At 65.1% G+C, this 16,115-nt stretch carries 28 protein-coding genes; all 28 read left to right on the top strand.

All coding sequences use genetic code 11. The features are described 5' to 3' along the window. The first annotated feature begins 7 nt into the window (after positions 1–7). The 28 genes from rplC to rplQ all read left to right on the top strand — a co-directional run bounded on the left by rplC (position 8) and on the right by rplQ (position 16,103). Positions 8–664 (top strand): 50S ribosomal protein L3, encoded by a 657-nt coding sequence (gene rplC, locus ACTIMO_RS12530; protein WP_422390435.1) that lies wholly within the window; start codon positions 8–10, stop codon positions 662–664. A gap of 4 nt (positions 665–668) precedes the next feature. Beyond that, positions 669–1,292 (top strand): 50S ribosomal protein L4, encoded by a 624-nt coding sequence (gene rplD, locus ACTIMO_RS12535; RefSeq protein WP_055768067.1) that lies wholly within the window; start codon positions 669–671, stop codon positions 1,290–1,292. Beyond that, a complete protein-coding gene (gene rplW / locus ACTIMO_RS12540; RefSeq protein ID WP_049829181.1) occupies positions 1,289–1,594 on the top strand; it encodes a 50S ribosomal protein L23 in 306 nt (101 codons plus the stop codon). The genes rplD and rplW overlap by 4 nt, the downstream gene beginning before the upstream one ends. 32 nt (positions 1,595–1,626) lie before the next feature. Continuing rightward, positions 1,627–2,466 (top strand): 50S ribosomal protein L2, encoded by an 840-nt coding sequence (rplB, locus tag ACTIMO_RS12545; protein ID WP_055768070.1) that lies wholly within the window; start codon positions 1,627–1,629, stop codon positions 2,464–2,466. A gap of 12 nt (positions 2,467–2,478) precedes the next feature. Then, positions 2,479–2,760: a 30S ribosomal protein S19 gene (gene rpsS / locus ACTIMO_RS12550; RefSeq protein WP_026549122.1), complete on the top strand. Its 282-nt coding sequence runs from the start codon at positions 2,479–2,481 to the stop codon at positions 2,758–2,760. Between the two features lie 37 nt (positions 2,761–2,797). Next, entirely contained in the window at positions 2,798–3,163 is a 366-nt protein-coding gene (gene rplV / locus ACTIMO_RS12555; protein ID WP_055768073.1) for a 50S ribosomal protein L22, read from the top strand. Then, entirely contained in the window at positions 3,164–4,012 is an 849-nt protein-coding gene (gene rpsC / locus ACTIMO_RS12560; RefSeq protein ID WP_055768076.1) for a 30S ribosomal protein S3, read from the top strand. Continuing rightward, positions 4,013–4,429 carry a 50S ribosomal protein L16 gene (gene rplP, locus ACTIMO_RS12565; RefSeq protein WP_049829176.1) on the top strand — a complete coding sequence of 139 codons (417 nt, stop codon included), beginning with the start codon at positions 4,013–4,015 and terminating at the stop codon, positions 4,427–4,429. A 2-nt stretch (positions 4,430–4,431) separates the two neighbouring features. After that, a complete protein-coding gene (gene rpmC / locus ACTIMO_RS12570; RefSeq protein WP_152812412.1) occupies positions 4,432–4,776 on the top strand; it encodes a 50S ribosomal protein L29 in 345 nt (114 codons plus the stop codon). Then, complete coding sequence (gene rpsQ / locus ACTIMO_RS12575; protein ID WP_448182611.1) at positions 4,773–5,084, top strand: 30S ribosomal protein S17; 312 nt, start codon at positions 4,773–4,775, stop codon at positions 5,082–5,084. The genes rpmC and rpsQ overlap by 4 nt, the downstream gene beginning before the upstream one ends. A gap of 324 nt (positions 5,085–5,408) precedes the next feature. Then, positions 5,409–5,777, top strand: coding sequence for a 50S ribosomal protein L14 (gene rplN / locus ACTIMO_RS12580; protein WP_049829173.1), 369 nt, complete (start codon positions 5,409–5,411; stop codon positions 5,775–5,777). Between the two features lie 3 nt (positions 5,778–5,780). Further along, on the top strand, positions 5,781–6,155 hold the full coding sequence (gene rplX / locus ACTIMO_RS12585; RefSeq protein ID WP_055768085.1) for a 50S ribosomal protein L24: 375 nt from the start codon (positions 5,781–5,783) through the stop codon (positions 6,153–6,155). Further along, positions 6,155–6,730: a 50S ribosomal protein L5 gene (rplE, locus tag ACTIMO_RS12590; RefSeq protein ID WP_055768087.1), complete on the top strand. Its 576-nt coding sequence runs from the start codon at positions 6,155–6,157 to the stop codon at positions 6,728–6,730. The genes rplX and rplE overlap by 1 nt, the downstream gene beginning before the upstream one ends. A gap of 87 nt (positions 6,731–6,817) precedes the next feature. Continuing rightward, complete coding sequence (rpsH, locus tag ACTIMO_RS12595; RefSeq protein WP_043440638.1) at positions 6,818–7,216, top strand: 30S ribosomal protein S8; 399 nt, start codon at positions 6,818–6,820, stop codon at positions 7,214–7,216. A gap of 18 nt (positions 7,217–7,234) precedes the next feature. Further along, entirely contained in the window at positions 7,235–7,771 is a 537-nt protein-coding gene (rplF, locus tag ACTIMO_RS12600; RefSeq protein WP_055768089.1) for a 50S ribosomal protein L6, read from the top strand. Between the two features lie 2 nt (positions 7,772–7,773). Then, a complete protein-coding gene (gene rplR / locus ACTIMO_RS12605) occupies positions 7,774–8,157 on the top strand; it encodes a 50S ribosomal protein L18 (protein WP_055768092.1) in 384 nt (127 codons plus the stop codon). A gap of 29 nt (positions 8,158–8,186) precedes the next feature. Beyond that, a complete protein-coding gene (gene rpsE / locus ACTIMO_RS12610) occupies positions 8,187–8,894 on the top strand; it encodes a 30S ribosomal protein S5 (protein ID WP_152812406.1) in 708 nt (235 codons plus the stop codon). Then, positions 8,894–9,112 (top strand): 50S ribosomal protein L30, encoded by a 219-nt coding sequence (rpmD, locus tag ACTIMO_RS12615; protein ID WP_055768095.1) that lies wholly within the window; start codon positions 8,894–8,896, stop codon positions 9,110–9,112. The genes rpsE and rpmD overlap by 1 nt, the downstream gene beginning before the upstream one ends. Further along, positions 9,112–9,600 (top strand): 50S ribosomal protein L15, encoded by a 489-nt coding sequence (gene rplO, locus ACTIMO_RS12620; RefSeq protein WP_055768097.1) that lies wholly within the window; start codon positions 9,112–9,114, stop codon positions 9,598–9,600. Before rpmD ends, rplO begins: the two co-directional genes overlap by 1 nt. Before the next feature lie 224 nt (positions 9,601–9,824). Continuing rightward, complete coding sequence (gene secY / locus ACTIMO_RS12625) at positions 9,825–11,135, top strand: preprotein translocase subunit SecY (protein WP_055768099.1); 1,311 nt, start codon at positions 9,825–9,827, stop codon at positions 11,133–11,135. Between the two features lie 5 nt (positions 11,136–11,140). Further along, the gene (locus ACTIMO_RS12630; RefSeq protein WP_448182681.1) at positions 11,141–11,704 is read left to right on the top strand and encodes an adenylate kinase; all 564 of its coding nucleotides are present in this window, start codon (positions 11,141–11,143) and stop codon (positions 11,702–11,704) included. A gap of 6 nt (positions 11,705–11,710) precedes the next feature. Next, complete coding sequence (gene map / locus ACTIMO_RS12635) at positions 11,711–12,538, top strand: type I methionyl aminopeptidase (protein WP_448182612.1); 828 nt, start codon at positions 11,711–11,713, stop codon at positions 12,536–12,538. Positions 12,539–12,826: 288 nt separating this feature from the next. Then, positions 12,827–13,048: a translation initiation factor IF-1 gene (infA, locus tag ACTIMO_RS12640; RefSeq protein ID WP_019481515.1), complete on the top strand. Its 222-nt coding sequence runs from the start codon at positions 12,827–12,829 to the stop codon at positions 13,046–13,048. Positions 13,049–13,069: 21 nt separating this feature from the next. Continuing rightward, positions 13,070–13,183: a 50S ribosomal protein L36 gene (rpmJ, locus tag ACTIMO_RS12645; RefSeq protein WP_043440658.1), complete on the top strand. Its 114-nt coding sequence runs from the start codon at positions 13,070–13,072 to the stop codon at positions 13,181–13,183. A 163-nt stretch (positions 13,184–13,346) separates the two neighbouring features. Beyond that, on the top strand, positions 13,347–13,724 hold the full coding sequence (gene rpsM / locus ACTIMO_RS12650; RefSeq protein ID WP_043440660.1) for a 30S ribosomal protein S13: 378 nt from the start codon (positions 13,347–13,349) through the stop codon (positions 13,722–13,724). A 140-nt stretch (positions 13,725–13,864) separates the two neighbouring features. Then, positions 13,865–14,266, top strand: a complete 402-nt coding sequence (gene rpsK, locus ACTIMO_RS12655; protein WP_019481517.1) for a 30S ribosomal protein S11 — start codon at positions 13,865–13,867, stop codon at positions 14,264–14,266. 150 nt (positions 14,267–14,416) lie between these two features. Next, positions 14,417–15,427, top strand: a complete 1,011-nt coding sequence (locus tag ACTIMO_RS12660) for a DNA-directed RNA polymerase subunit alpha (protein ID WP_055769255.1) — start codon at positions 14,417–14,419, stop codon at positions 15,425–15,427. 67 nt (positions 15,428–15,494) lie between these two features. Further along, positions 15,495–16,103, top strand: coding sequence for a 50S ribosomal protein L17 (rplQ, locus tag ACTIMO_RS12665; RefSeq protein WP_448182613.1), 609 nt, complete (start codon positions 15,495–15,497; stop codon positions 16,101–16,103). Positions 16,104–16,115 lie beyond the last annotated feature (12 nt).

A 16,115-nucleotide genomic window follows, 5' to 3' on the forward strand; every position in this document is an offset into this window, starting at 1 on the left:
GATACACATGTCTACTTCACTTACGCGCCAGGTAAAAGGCCTGCTGGGCATCAAGCTCGGCATGACCCAGGTCTGGGACGAGAACAACATCCTCATCCCCGTCACCGTCGTCCAGGCTGACTCGAACGTCATCACGCAGCTCCTCGACGAGGAGAAGGACGGCTACACCGCCGTGCAGATCGGCTTCGGCCAGATCGATCCCCGCAAGGTCACCAAGCCGCTCGCCGGCCACTTCGAGAAGGCAGGCGTCACGCCTCGCCGTCACGTCGTCGAACTGCGGACCTCCGACGCCGACTCCTACTCGCTCGGTCAGGAACTCTCCGTCGGGATGTTCGAGGCCGGCCAGACGGTCGACGTCATCGGCACCACCAAGGGCAAGGGCTTCGCAGGCGTCATGAAGCGCCACGGTTTCCACGGCGTCGGTGCATCGCACGGTGCCCACAAGAACCACCGCAAGCCCGGTTCCATCGGTGGAGCATCCACCCCCAGCCGCGTCTTCCGTGGAATGAAAATGGCAGGCCGCATGGGTGCCGTTCGTCAGACCACGCTGAACCTCAAGGTTCACGCTGTCGACGCCGAGAAGTCGCTGCTGCTGATCAAGGGTGCCGTCCCCGGCGCCCGCGGCCAGGTCGTCCTCGTACGCACCGCCGTGAAGGGAGCATAGCCACATGGCTGCCAATCCAGTTCAGGTCGATCTCCCCGCGGAGATCTTCGACGCACAGACCAACGTGCCGCTGCTGCACCAGGTCGTCGTGGCTCAGCTTGCTGCCGCCCGCCAGGGCACGCACAAGACGAAGACGCGCGCCGAGGTCAGCGGTGCAGGCCGCAAGCCGTTCAAGCAGAAGGGAACCGGTCGCGCCCGCCAGGGTTCGATCCGCGCACCCCACATGACCGGTGGTGGCGTCGTCCACGGACCCACGCCCCGCGACTACAGCCAGCGCACCCCCAAGAAGATGAAGGCTGCTGCACTGCGCGGCGCCCTCTCGGACCGGGCACGCAACGGTCGTATCCACGTTCTCGAGTCCCTGGTCGACGGCGGCAAGCCGTCCACCAAGGGTGCCATCGAGACCCTGCGCGCGATCTCCGAGCGGCCCCGCCTGCTCGTCGTGATCGAGCGTGCCAACGACGTCGCCGCACTGTCCGTGCGCAACGTCCCCGAGGTACACGTCCTTTATGTGGACCAGCTCAACACGTACGACGTGCTGGTGTCCGACGACGTGATCTTCACCAAGGCAGCCTACGACCAGTTCGTCGGTTCGGCTGATGTCATCACCGAGGAGGATGCCACGTGAGCGGCAGCATCGCAAAGGACCCGCGCGACGTCGTCATTGCACCCGTCGTCTCGGAGAAGAGCTACGGCCTGATCGACGAAGGCAAGTACACCTTCCTGGTCGACCCCCGCTCGAACAAGGAAGAGATCAAGCTGGCGGTCGAGAAGATCTTCTCCGTGAAGGTCGACTCGATCAACACCATCAACCGGGTTGGCAAGCGCAAGCGCACCAAGTTCGGCTGGGGTCAGCGCAAGGGCACCAAGCGTGCCATCGTGTCCCTCAAAGAGGGCTCGATCGACATCTTCGGCGGTCCGCTCTCCTGAGAGCGGAGACCACTTTAACGAGGAATTGAGTTATGGGAATCCGTAAATACAAGCCGACAACCCCGGGCCGTCGTGGCTCGAGCGTTGCCGACTTCGCAGAAATCACCCGGTCGACACCGGAGAAGTCGTTGGTCCGTCCCCTTCCCAAGAAGGGTGGACGCAACAACACCGGTAAGATCACGACCCGCCACAAGGGTGGTGGACACAAGCGTCAGTACCGTCTGATCGACTTCCGCCGCCACGACAAGGACGGCGTCGACGCCCGCGTCGCGGAGATCGAATACGATCCGAACCGCACCGCGCGCATCGCCCTGCTGCACTACGTCGACGGCACCAAGCGCTACATCGTCGCACCCAACAAGCTCAAGCAGGGTGACTTCGTCGAGGCCGGCGCCGGGGCGGACATCAAGCCCGGCAACAACCTGCCGCTGCGTAACATCCCCGTGGGTACCGTCATCCACGCCGTCGAGCTCCGACCGGGTGGCGGCGCGAAGATGGCACGCTCCGCCGGTGCCTCGGTCCAGCTCGTCGCCAAGGAAGGCCGCTTCGCCCAGCTGCGACTGCCCTCCGGCGAGATCCGCAACGTCGACGTCCGCTGCCGCGCGACGATCGGCGAGGTCGGCAACGCCGAGCAGTCGAACATCAACTGGGGCAAGGCCGGCCGTAACCGCTGGAAGGGCATCCGCCCGACCGTCCGCGGTGTCGCCATGAACCCGGTCGACCACCCGCACGGTGGTGGCGAGGGCAAGACCTCCGGTGGACGCCACCCGGTCAACCCGAACGGTAAGGCCGAAGGCCGCACCCGTCGCCCCAACAAAGAGAGCGATTCACTCATCGTGCGTCGCCGTCGTTCCGGCAAGAACAAGCGATAGGAGCCTGGAGACATGCCACGCAGCCTGAAGAAAGGCCCCTTCGTCGATCAGCACCTTTATGTAAAGGTCGCTCGCGAGAACGAATCGGGCACGAAGAACGTCATCAAGACGTGGTCCCGCCGCTCCATGATCGTCCCCGACATGCTCGGGCACACGATCGCGGTGCACGACGGACGCAAGCACATCCCGGTGTTCGTCACCGAGTCGATGGTCGGGCACAAGCTCGGCGAATTCGCTCCCACGCGGACCTTCCGCGGCCATGTTAAGGACGACCGCAAGGGCAAGCGCCGCTAGGCGCTGCTCTTACGGCTAAGACGAGAGAAGGAAAGCAATGGAAGCCAAGGCTATTGCGCGTCATATCCGCGTAACGCCTATGAAGGCCCGGCGCGTCGTCAACCTTGTTCGTGGTAAGCAGGCGAATGAGGCTCTGGCTATTCTGAAGTTTGCCCCACAGGTTGCTTCGGAGCCGGTATTCAAGGTGGTCCAGTCGGCGATGGCCAACGCACGAGTCCTCGCGGACCGTGACGGCGTCGCCTTCGACGAGGACAACCTCATCATCAGCGAGGCATTTGTTGATGAAGGCCCCACGATGAAGCGGTTCCGGCCGCGCGCCCAGGGCCGTGCGTTCCGCATCAACAAGCGGACCAGCCACATCACGGTTGTCGTCGCTACCCCTGAGAAAGTGGAGGTCCGCTAAGTGGGACAGAAAGTAAACCCGCATGGGTTCCGACTCGGCATCACCACCGACCACAGGTCACACTGGTTCGCCGACAGCAACAAGCCGGGCCAGCGCTACCGCGACTTCGTCCGTGAGGACATCAAGATCCGCCAGCTGATGTCGACCGGCATGGACCGCGCCGGCATCGCGAAGGTCGAGATCGAGCGCACCCGCGACCGTGTCCGCGTGGACATCCACACGGCACGTCCCGGTATCGTGATCGGCCGTCGTGGAGCCGAGGCGGACCGCATCCGCGGCGAGCTCGAGAAGCTCACCGGCAAGCAGGTCCAGCTGAACATCCTCGAGGTCAAGAACCCCGAGATCGAGGCACAGCTCGTCGCCCAGGGCATCGCTGAGCAGCTCTCCTCCCGCGTGGCCTTCCGGCGCGCAATGAAGAAGGCCATGCAGTCCGCCCAGCGTGCGGGAGCCAAGGGCATCCGTGTCCAGTGCTCCGGTCGCCTGGGTGGCGCCGAGATGAGCCGTTCGGAGTTCTACCGCGAGGGACGCGTTCCCCTGCACACGCTCCGCGCCAACATCGACTACGGCTTCTTCGAAGCGAAGACCACCTTCGGCCGCATCGGCGTGAAGGTCTGGATCTACAAGGGTGACGTCACGGCGAAGGAACTCGCAGCCCAGGCTGCCGCTGCTCCTTCCCGCGGCCGCGGTGGAGACCGTCCGGGCCGTGGCCCTGCCGGCGCCGACCGTGGTGGCGACCGCGGCGGAGACCGTCGTCGTCGCGCTCCCGAGCGTTCCGAGGGCCAGGGTGCGTCAGCACCCGCCGAGACCGCCGCAGCTTCTACAGCCGCGACTGAAGGAGGACAGGCTTAAATGCTTATCCCACGTCGAGTCAAGTTCCGTAAGCAGCACCACCCGGGTCGCTCGGGCGCTGCTACGGGCGGTACCGAGGTCAGCTTCGGCGAGTGGGGTATCCAGGCGCTGAGCCCGGCATACGTCACCAACCGGCAGATCGAGTCCGCTCGTATCGCCATGACCCGCCACATCAAGCGTGGCGGCAAGGTCTGGATCAACATCTATCCGGACCGCCCGTTGACCAAGAAGCCTGCCGAGACCCGCATGGGTTCCGGTAAGGGTTCGCCCGAGTGGTGGGTGGCCAACGTCAAGCCAGGACGTGTTCTCTTCGAACTGTCCGGTGTTTCCGAAGAGGTAGCCCGCGAAGCCCTGCGCCTCGCGATCCACAAGCTGCCGTTGAAGGCACGCATCGTGCGTCGTGAGGGTGGTGAATAGTTATGGCTCTGGGTTCAAAGGAACTGGCAACAGACCAGCTGGACGGCTTCGACAAGGACCGTCTGGTGGAAGAACTGCGCAAGGCCAAGGAGGAGCTGTTCAACCTCCGATTCCAGTCGGCCACCGGCCAGCTGGAGAGCCACGGTCGCCTTCGCTCGGTTAAGCGCGACATCGCCCGCATCTACACGGTGCTGCGTGAGCGCGAACTGGGTATCCGTCCCGAGGTCGTCGCTCCCGTCGAGGAAGCGAAGCCCGCAAAAGCGGAGAAGCCCAAGAAGGCCAAGAAGGCAGCCACGAAGGACGAACCTTCCGTGAGCACCGAGGCTTCTGAGGAGGACGCCAAATGAGTGAGCAGCAGAGCGAGACGACCGTAGGACCCGAGAAGGCCGTCCACGGCGCCGACTCGCGCGGCTACCGCAAGGTACGCCGTGGCTACGTCGTCTCGGACAAGATGGAGAAGACCATCGTCGTCGAGGTCGAGGACCGCGTGAAGCACGCACTGTACGGCAAGGTGCTTCGCCGCAGCTCCAAGGTCAAGGCGCACGACGAGAACAACACCGCCGGCATCGGCGACATGGTCCTCATCAGCGAGACCCGCCCGCTGTCCGCCACCAAGCGGTGGCGCCTGGTCGAGGTCATCGAGAAGGCCAAGTAGCACCTGAGCACCACCAGGGACCGGCGCGCCGGCTCCCGACCGGGATGCCCCGGACACGATTTCGTGTCCGGGGCATTCTCGCGATACCATGAGGATCTTGTCTGTCTGGTGGGTTGGCGCATGCCCTCACGAGGTTCCCTCGCGGGTGACCCTCACACCGGGCAAATAGGCAAAAGCCCGATGATCTTGTTCACCACCCCACGCAGGTATCCTGCAGGACCGTGCGTCCAGGCGCACGCGTGGTGAGGACCAGTATCTCGGGGCCCACCCATATCCGTTCCGCAAGGCTCGATGAGAGAACCGGCGCGACGACAGGAGTAATCAGTGATTCAGCAGGAGTCGCGGCTAAAGGTCGCCGACAACACGGGGGCCAAGGAAATCTTGACCATCCGCGTTCTCGGAGGATCCGGGCGCCGCTACGCAGGCATCGGCGACGTCATCGTCGCCACGGTGAAGGACGCCATCCCGGGCGGCAACGTCAAGAAGGGCGACGTCGTCAAGGCGGTCATCGTCCGCACCAAGAAGGAACGCCGCCGTGCGGACGGTTCCTACATCAAGTTCGACGAGAACGCAGCAGTGATCCTGAAGAACGACGGCGACCCCCGCGGTACCCGTATCTTCGGCCCTGTCGGTCGCGAGCTCCGCGACAAGCGTTTCATGAAGATCATCTCGCTGGCGCCGGAGGTGCTGTAGTCCATGGCACAGAAGACAAAGCTCAAGATCAAGAAGGGTGACCTCGTGCAGGTCATCACCGGAGCCAAGCAGGAACGCGGCGGAGACCGCGGCAAGCAGGGCAAGGTCCTCAAGGTGTTCCCCGAGTCCAACCGCGTCCTCGTGGAAGGCATCAACCGGATCACCAAGCACACCAAGGTCGGGCAGTCGCAGCGCGGCACCAAGACCGGTGGCATCGAGGTCGTCGAGGCGCCGGTGCACATCAGCAACGTGGCCGTCGTCGATCCCGAGACCAAGAAGCCGACGCGCGTCGGATACCGCACCGAGACCGTCGAGCGCGACGGCCGTGAGCGCGTTGTCCGCGTCCGCATCGCCAAGTCATCAGGGAAGGATCTGTAATGACTGTCGAGACCACAGAGACCAAGGTTCTTCCCCGTCTCAAGGCCCGCTACGCGGCCGAGATCAAGGCGACCCTGCAGGAGCAGTTCAACTACTCCAACGTGAACCAGGTCCCCCGCCTGGTCAAGGTCGTCGTGAACATGGGTGTCGGTGACGCCGCCAAGGACTCCAAGCTGATCGACGGGGCCGTCAAGGACCTTACGGCGATCACGGGCCAGAAGCCCCAGGTCACCAAGGCCCGCAAGTCCATCGCGCAGTTCAAGCTCCGTGAGGGAATGCCCATCGGTGCACACGCGACCCTGCGTGGAGACCGCATGTGGGAATTCACGGACCGCCTCATCTCCCTCGCACTGCCCCGTATTCGCGACTTCCGCGGCCTCAACGGCAAGCAGTTCGACGGCAACGGCAACTACACCTTCGGCCTCACGGAGCAGTCCATGTTCCACGAGATCGACCAGGACCGTATCGACCGTGTACGTGGCATGGACATCACCGTCGTCACGACCGCCAAGACCGACGCCGAGGGCCGCGCGCTCCTCAAGGCGCTCGGCTTCCCCTTCAAATCCGAAGATTAATCTAACTACGTTGCAGGTCCGCTCCAGCCGGCACCCTGAGTGCCGGGCGGAGACCGGAAACCGTTTCGAGGAAGGGCAAGAGCCCACATGACAATGACAGATCCTGTCGCAGACATGCTCACGCGTCTGCGCAACGCAAACTCGGCTTACCACGACTCCGTGTCCATGCCGTACAGCAAGCTGAAGGCCCGCGTCGCGGACATCCTGAAGGCCGAGGGCTACATCGCCGGCTGGAAGGAAGAGGAAGCGGAGGTCGGCAAGAAGCTGACCATCGACCTCAAGTTCGGCCCGGACCGCCAGCGCTCCATCGCCGGCATCCGCCGCATCTCCAAGCCGGGCCTCCGCGTGTACGCCAAGTCCACCAACCTGCCGCACGTGCTCGGCGGACTCGGCATCGCCATCTTGTCCACGTCCTCCGGTCTGCTCACGGACCGCCAGGCATCCAAGAAGGGTGTAGGTGGGGAAGTCCTCGCCTACGTCTGGTAACGGGAAAGGGAACAGAACATGTCACGTATTGGACGTCTCCCCATCACCGTTCCTGCCGGTGTCGACATCACGGTCGACGGCAACGTCGTCTCGGTCAAGGCCGCCAAGGGCGAACTGAGCCACAGGGTGCCCAGCCCCATCGAGGTCACCCTCGACGGCGGGATCCTCACCGTCTCCCGGCCGAACGACGAGCGCGAGTCGCGCTCACTGCACGGCCTGACGCGCACGCTGATCTCCAACATGATCGTCGGAGTCACCGAGGGCTACAAGAAGAACCTCGAGATCGTCGGCACCGGTTACCGCGTGCAGGCGAAGGGCAGTGACCTCGAGTTCGCCCTGGGCTACAGCCACCCGGTGGCCGTCAAGGCTCCCGAGGGCATCACCCTGACCGTGGACAGCCCCACCAAGCTCTCGGTCGCGGGCATCAACAAGCAGCAGGTCGGCGAGGTCGCTGCAACCATCCGCAAGCTGCGCAAGCCCGACCCGTACAAGGGCAAGGGCATCCGCTACGCAGGCGAGATCATCCGCCGCAAGGTCGGAAAGGCTGGTAAGTAACCATGGGTCTGAGCATCAACAAGAAGCGCAGCTCGAAGAGCAAGTCCGCCTCGCGTGGACGTCGCCACCTCCGTGTACGCAAGCGCGTCTCGGGTACGGCCGTGCGTCCGCGCCTGGTCGTCAACCGTTCGGCCCGCCACGTCTTCGTGCAGGTCGTCGACGACACCAAGGGCATGACCGTCGCCTCGGCATCCACCCTCGAAGCGGACCTCCGGTCCTTCGACGGTGACAAGACCGCCAAGGCCAAGCGCGTCGGCGAGCTCGTCGCGGCACGGGCCATGGCTGCCGGCGTCGAGGCCGTCGTCTTCGACCGCGGTGGCAACAAGTACCACGGTCGGGTTGCAGCCATCGCAGACGGTGCACGTGAAGGTGGGCTGTCACTGTGACCGAGGAAACCAAGGCAAAGGAAGCCCCATTGAATACGGCTACAGAGCAGCCCGCGGCCGAAGCTCCGGCTGCAGGCGCAACCGACACCGCGTCGGCTGACGCCAACCGCTCCAACGCGCGGGGCAACTCGCGCGGCGGTGACCAGCGCGGCGGCAACGCCCGCGGTGGCGAGCGCGGCGGCCGTGGCGGCCGTGACGGCGGTCGGAACGACGACAAGGACAAGTTCATCGAACGCGTCGTCACCATCAACCGCGTCGCGAAGGTCGTCAAGGGCGGCCGTCGCTTCAGCTTCACCGCCCTCGTGGTGGTCGGCGACGGCAACGGCATGGTCGGCGTCGGCTACGGAAAGGCGAAGGAAGTTCCCTCCGCCATCCAGAAGGCCGTCGAGGAAGCCAAGAAGACGATGTTCCGCGTTCCGCGGATCGGTGGCACCGTCCCGCACCTGGTGCAGGGCGAGGCCGCAGCCGGCGTCGTGCTGCTCCGTCCCGCGTCCCCGGGTACCGGTGTGATCGCCGGCGGTCCGGTGCGTGCGGTGCTCGAGTGCGTCGGCATCCACGACGTCCTCTCGAAGTCGCTCGGTTCGGCGAACGCCATCAACATCGTTCACGCGACCGTCGATGCCCTGAAGCGCCTCGAAGAGCCCCAGGCAGTCGCGGCCCGCCGTGGCCTGCCCCTCGACGAGGTCGCATCCCACCAGATGCTGCGCGCGATCGCAGCTCAGAAGGCAGGTGCGTGATGACCGCCATCACTCCGAAGCGCGTAGTCGTGAGCACCAAGCAGCTCTCGATCACACAGATCAAGTCCGCCATCGGCGGCAAGCAGAACCAGCGCGACACGCTGCGGTCGCTCGGCCTCAAGCGGATCGGCCACACCGTGGTCCGTGAAGCAGACGCCGTCACCGTCGGCATGGTCAACACGGTTCCGCACCTCTTGAAGGTTGAGGAGGCCAACTAATGGCAGAGAAGAACACTGCGGCTCCGGCCGCCAGCGAGGAGCGCGTCCACGCCCTCAAGGTCCACCACCTGCGTCCCGCCCCGGGTGCCAAGACGGCGAAGACCCGTGTCGGCCGTGGTGAGGGTTCGAAGGGTAAGACCGCCGGACGTGGAACCAAGGGGACCGCAGCGCGCTACCAGGTGAAGGCAGGATTCGCGGGTGGCCAGTTGCCCCTGCACATGCGCCTTCCGAAGCTGCGCGGTTTCAAGAACCCGTTCCGCGTGGAGTTCCAGGTCGTCAACCTGGACAAGCTGTCCGAGCTGTACCCCGACGGCGGCGACGTCACGGTGGACAGCCTGGTGGCGAACGGTGCGGTCCGCAAGAACCAGCCCGTCAAGGTGCTGGGCACGGGCGAGATCACGGTTTCCGTGAACGTCTCGGCCGACGCCTTCTCCGCCTCCGCTGCGGAGAAGATCGTCGCTGCGGGCGGAACCGTCACCGAACTGTAGGCCACTGGCCGTCTGCTTTCCCGTGTGTCGGGGGAGGGGACGGCTGTGATCGACAGCACTGAGGAACTAGACTTCTGGTGGGCAGGACCGAATCGGCCCACCAGGAGTCTTTTTTCGGCTCCGGCCACCCCAGGGCCGGCGTGAGTCTCGCGCCGGCGACCAACCGTTAGACTCGGTTGTTGTGCACGGTCCGCCACAGGACCAACAGACCTTCAGGAGGACGCTTGCTTAGCGCTATTGGCCGGGCATTCCGGACGCCAGACTTGCGGCGCAAGCTGTTGTTCACGCTGGGAATCATCACCATCTTCCGCCTCGGGGCCTTCATCCCCGCCCCGGGAGTCGACTACGGCAACGTCCAGCAGTGCCTGGACCTCGGCAACACCGACGGCGGCCTGTACCAGTTCGTCAACCTCTTCAGCGGCGGAGCCCTCCTGCAGGTCTCGATCTTCGCGCTGGGCATCATGCCGTACATCACCGCGAGCATCATCACCCAGCTCCTCCGGGTGGTCATCCCCCGCTTCCAGGAGCTGCACCAGGAAGGCGCCCAGGGCCAGTCCAAACTGACCCAGTACACGCGTTACCTGACGATCGCCCTCGGTCTCCTCAATGCCACGACCCTCGTCTCGCTGGCGCGCTCGGGAGCATTGCTCGGCAACTGTCCCGTCCCGCTGATCCCGGACGATTCGCTCATCACGATCATCCTCCTGATCATCACCCTGACTGCCGGCACCGGCCTGATCATGTGGATGGGCGAGCTCATCACCGAGCGCGGCGTCGGCAACGGCATGTCCCTGCTCATCTTCACCGCGATCGCGGCCGGGTTCCCGACCTCGCTGGGTGAGATCTTCCGTACCCAGGGTGCCACCGTGTTCGCGTTCGTGCTCCTGATGGGCGTCGTCGTCGTCGCCCTCGTGATCTTCGTGGAGCAGTCGCAGCGCCGCATCCCGGTCCAGTACGCCAAGCGCATGGTCGGCCGGCGCACGCTCGGCGGCAGCAGCACGTACATCCCCATCAAGGTCAACATGGCGGGTGTCATCCCCGTGATCTTCGCGTCGTCGATGCTGTACCTGCCGAGCCTGATCGCACAGTTCAACACGCCGCAGGACGGGACACCGCCCGCCGACTGGGTCAACTGGATCACCACGTACCTCACCAGTGGCGACCACCCGCTCTACATGGCGATGTACTTCCTGCTGATCGTCTTCTTCACGTACTTCTACGTCGCCATCACGTTCAACCCGGACGAGGTCTCCGACAACATGAAGAAGTACGGCGGCTTCATCCCGGGCATCAGGGCAGGCCGGCCCACGGCCGAGTACCTGCAGTACGTGCTCTCCCGCATCACCCTGCCGGGCGCCATCTATCTCGGTCTCGTGGCGCTCATCCCGCTGATCGCCCTCGTGGCGATCGGCGCCAACCAGAACTTCCCCTTCGGCGGCACGTCGATCCTGATCATGGTGGGCGTGGGGCTGGAGACCGTCAAGCAGATCGACGCGCAGCTCCAGCAGCGTCACTACGAAGGGTTGTTGCGTTGACGAGAATGCTCATCATCGGTCCTCCGGGTTCCGGCAAGGGAACCCAGGCGGCCCGGATCTCGGAACGTCTCGCCGTCGTGGCAATCTCGACCGGGGACATCTTCCGCGACAACGTCAAGCGCGAGACCCCGCTGGGACTCGAGGCGAAGAAGTTCATGGACGCCGGGGACTTCGTTCCCGACAGCGTCACGAACAGCATGGTGCGCGATCGGCTCGCGGCGGAGGACGTCCGGGAGGGCTTCCTCCTCGACGGGTACCCGCGCACCGCCGCCCAGGTGACGGAGCTCGACGACATCCTGCGGGAGAACGCGCTCGACCTCGACGTCGTCCTCCAGCTCACGGCCGATGACGAGGAACTGGTCACGAGGCTCCTCGGACGGGCGCAGCTCGACGGACGGTCGGACGACAACGAGCGGGTCATCAGGCACCGCCTCGGGCTCTACCACGACCAGACCGAGGCCGTCGTGTCGAGGTACGAGGAGCGGGGGATCGTGACGAAGGTGGACGGGATCGGCTCGATCGACGAGGTCACCGAGCGGGTCATGGCGGCGCTCAAGGTCGCGAGCTAGGACCGCATGTTCCGTCAGCCGAAGGTCGAGTACAAGACCAGCGAGCAGATGCTCGTCATGCGCGATGCCGGCCTGGTGCTGTCCAGGGCGCTCGACGAAGCAGTCGCCGCCGTGCGGGTGGGCGTGACCACGGCGGAGCTCGACGGAGTGTTCGAGGCCGTCCTGCAGGAGGAGGGCGCGACGTCGAACTTCCTCGGGTACCACGGGTTCCCGGCCAGCATCTGCACCTCGGTGAACCACGAGGTGGTCCACGGGATCCCGGGCGGATATGCACTGCAGGACGGGGACATCATCTCGATCGACGGCGGCGCCGTCGTCAGGGGCTGGCACTCCGACTCTGCGCGGACCGTGATCGCGGGGACGCCTCGGCCGGAGGACGTCCGGTTGTCCCGCATCACCGAGGAAGCCATGTGGCGGGGTATCGCAGCGCTCGCCTCCGCGCGGTTCGTCGGCGACATCGGCGCGGCGATCGACGACTACGTCTCGTCCGTCCCGGGGCCGGCACTCGGCATCCTGGAGGACTACGTGGGGCACGGGATCGGCACCCAGATGCATCAGGCGCCGGACGTCCTCAACTACAGGAGTTCGAATCGCGGGCCGAAGGTGCGGCCGGGCATGTGCCTGGCCATCGAGCCGATGCTCGTGCAGGGCGGGTTGCAGACCACAGTGCTCGACGACGACTGGACGGTCGTGACCACGGACGGCAGGCGCGCCTCGCAGTGGGAGCACAGCGTCGCCGTGCACGACGCCGGCATCTGGGTGCTCTCCGCGCCGGACGGCGGAGCCTCCCGCCTGGAACCGCTCGGCGTCACACCGGTTCCCCTGCACGCGTGAGACAGGGGCTGCGCTCCGGCGCAGCTCGGCTCGATCCGCACGCCGCTCACTCCCCAAGGCCCTGCAGCCCGCTGCAGGGCCTTCGTCGTCCGCAGCGCGAGCCCCGGACGTGATTTAACCATTCGTGAAGAATGGAGTAGAGTCGTCTGTTGGTTGTCTCTGCTTTCCGTGCCCAATGGGCCCCGGAGACCGTTCTGCGGGACGAGCCCAGGCTCCCCGCAGGTCAGACGATCAAAACCCCAAACCCGCCCACCGTCCAAGTGGTGGGCATCGACGTTAGCGGAGGATATGGCCAAGAAAGACGGTGTCATTGAGATTGAAGGCACTGTGAACGAGGCGCTGCCCAATGCGATGTTCCGCGTTGAGTTGGCCAACGGTCACATTGTTCTCGCCCACATCTCGGGAAAGATGCGCCAGCACTACATCCGGATCCTTCCTGAGGACCGGGTCGTAGTGGAACTCAGCCCGTACGACCTCACCCGGGGCCGTATCGTCTACCGCTACAAATAAGAATCAACTCGAAGGAAAACCATGAAGGTCAACCCGAGCGTGAAGCGGATCTGCGAGAAGTGCCAGGTGGTTCGCCGCAAGGGCAACGTTCTCGTCATCTGCGAGAACCCGCGCCACAAGCAGCGCCAGGGCTGAGAACCTCTTCCAGAGGTTCTTCCCGCGCGTAGAAGTACATTCAACGGCAGAACAGCGTCCCGCAGGGGACGTACACCCCCGGCTCGGAGGCCGGGGACCGGAACGCAGGTCCCGGGCACGTTCTGCTCCACACCTCCGGCACCACTGAAGGAGCACCGCCACCATGGCACGTCTCGCTGGCGTAGACATCCCCCGCGAAAAGCGGGTAGTCATCGCGCTTACCTACATCTACGGCGTGGGCAAGACCCGTGCGGAGAAGACGATCGTCGACACGGGAATCTCCCCGAACACGCGCGTCAAGGACCTCTCCGACGTCGAGCTCGTCCAGCTCCGCGACTACATCGAGGGCAACTTCAAGGTCGAGGGTGACCTCCGCCGTGAGGTCGCCGCCGATATCCGCCGCAAGGTCGAGATCGGCAGCTACGAAGGCATTCGGCACCGCCGCGGCCTTCCCGTACGCGGACAGCGTACGAAGACCAACGCTCGCACCCGCAAGGGCCCGAAGCGCACGGTCGCAGGCAAGAAGAAGGTCGGACGCTAGATCCCCACCGGCTCCCTAACATGACTCGCTAGCGCTCGTCAGGCCAGGGGACCCTCGCCGGCGGAGGCCCCTGTTTGCGGGACCTCCAGCAGGATTTGATCCGACTCAATGCTTTACCCAATACCTTCGTAGGAGAAGTAATGCCCCCCAAGACTCGTGGAGCGGTGCGTAAGCCGCGTCGCAAGGACAAGAAGAACATCGCGCTCGGCCAGGCGCACATCAAGAGCACGTTCAACAACACCATCGTCTCCATCACGGACCCCAGCGGAGCAGTCATCTCCTGGGCCTCCGCCGGTGAGGTCGGTTTCAAGGGCTCGCGCAAGTCCACCCCGTTCGCTGCACAGATGGCTGCAGAGGCCGCTGCCAAGCGTGCGCAGGAGCACGGCGTCAAGAAGGTCGACGTCTTCGTGAAGGGTCCGGGATCCGGTCGCGAGACCGCGATCCGCTCGCTGCAGGCAACGGGCCTCGAGGTCGGATCCATCCAGGACGTCACCCCCAGCGCCCACAACGGATGCCGCCCGCCGAAGCGTCGCCGCGTCTGATCGGCCTGCCGTCACCGCACCGCCTTGCAGGAACGAGAGTTCCGGCAGGGCGGTTCGGTGCCGTTCCCGGTAGCTCCAGAGCCGGCTGACCAGCAGTCCCGCCCCACTGAGAAGCGTCATATAGCGGATGCTTCCTGAAAGGAAATGTACGTGCTCATTGCACAGCGCCCCACCCTGACTGAAGAAGTCGTCGCCGACAACCGCTCGCGGTTCGTCATCGAGCCCCTCGAGCCCGGCTTCGGTTACACCCTCGGCAACTCGCTCCGCCGCACCCTCCTGTCCTCGATCCCCGGCGCAGCCGTGACGAGCATCCGGATCGACGGCGTGCTGCACGAATTCACCACGGTTCCCGGTGTCAAGGAAGACGTCACCGAGATCATCCTGAACATCAAGAACCTCGCCGTCTCCTCGGAGCACGACGAGCCGGTCGTCGCCTACCTGCGCAAGCAGGGTCCCGGCGTCGTCACCGCGGCGGACATCGCGCCTCCCGCCGGCGTCGAGTTCCACAACCCGGACCTGCACATCGCGACGCTCAACTCGAAGGGCAAGTTCGAGCTCGAACTGACCATCGAGCGTGGCCGTGGCTACGTGTCCGCCTCGCAGAACAAGTCCGGCGACTCCGAGATCGGCCGGATCCCGGTCGACTCGATCTACTCGCCGGTCCTGAAGGTGACCTTCCGCGTGGAGGCCACCCGTGTGGAGCAGCGCACCGACTTCGACAAGCTGATCGTCGACGTCGAGACGAAGGACGCCATCGCCCCCCGCGACGCCGTCGCGTCCGCCGGCACCACCCTGGTGGAACTGTTCGGGCTCGCCCGCGAGCTGAACACCGCCGCCGAAGGCATTGAGATCGGCCCGTCGCCGACGGACGCCGCTCTGGCCGCCGACATGGCGCTGCCCATCGAGGACCTCGAACTGACGGTCCGCTCGTACAACTGCCTCAAGCGTGAGGGCATCCACTCCGTGGGTGAACTCGTTGCACGCTCCGAGGCCGACCTCATGGACATCCGCAACTTCGGTGCGAAGTCCATCGACGAGGTCAAGGCGAAGCTCGTCGAGCTCGGTCTGTCCCTGAAGGATTCCCCTCCCGGGTTCGACCTTGCCGCCCGCGCTGCCGCCATCGAAGAGGACGACGCCGCCTACGGCGACGAAGAGCTCTAACAACGCTATCTGCCCGCCCGCTGCTCCCCGGAGCGGCGGGCGGACACCCTAATGAGGAGAAAGAACCATGCCCACACCCACCAAGGGCCCACGCCTCGGAGGCGGTCCGGCGCACGAACGCCTGATGCTCGCCAACCTGGCCGCCTCACTGTTCGAGCACAAGCGCATCACCACCACGGTGACGAAGGCCAAGCGCCTCCGCCCCTACGCCGAGCGTCTGATCACGTTCGCGAAGAAGGGTGACCTCGCGTCGCGTCGCCGCGTCCTCGGCGTCATCAGCAGCAAGAGCATCGTCCACGAGCTGTTCACGGACATCGCGCCGGCCGTCGCCAACCGCGAGGGCGGCTACACCCGCATCACGAAGATCGGCAACCGCAAGGGCGACAACGCCCCCATGGCCGTCATCGAACTGGTGCTGGAGCCCATGTCGGCCAAGCAGTCCGTGGTCGCCGAGGCCGAGCAGGCCAAGGCTCCCGCCGCTGCCGCGCTGGTCGCCGAATCCGTCGACTCGCCCGAGTCCGCTGATTCCGTCGACTCGGTGGATTCCGCCGAGTCCGCTGAGTCCGCCGCATCTGCCGAAGAGGTAGCTGCGGAGGACACCACGGTCGACGCCGAAGCCGGCACCGCCGACGAGGTCGTCGTCGTCGAGGGCACCGTCGAGGACGAGAAGAAGTAATTCTTCCCACCC

It is taken from the genome of Arthrobacter sp. CP30 (genome assembly GCF_053470025.1).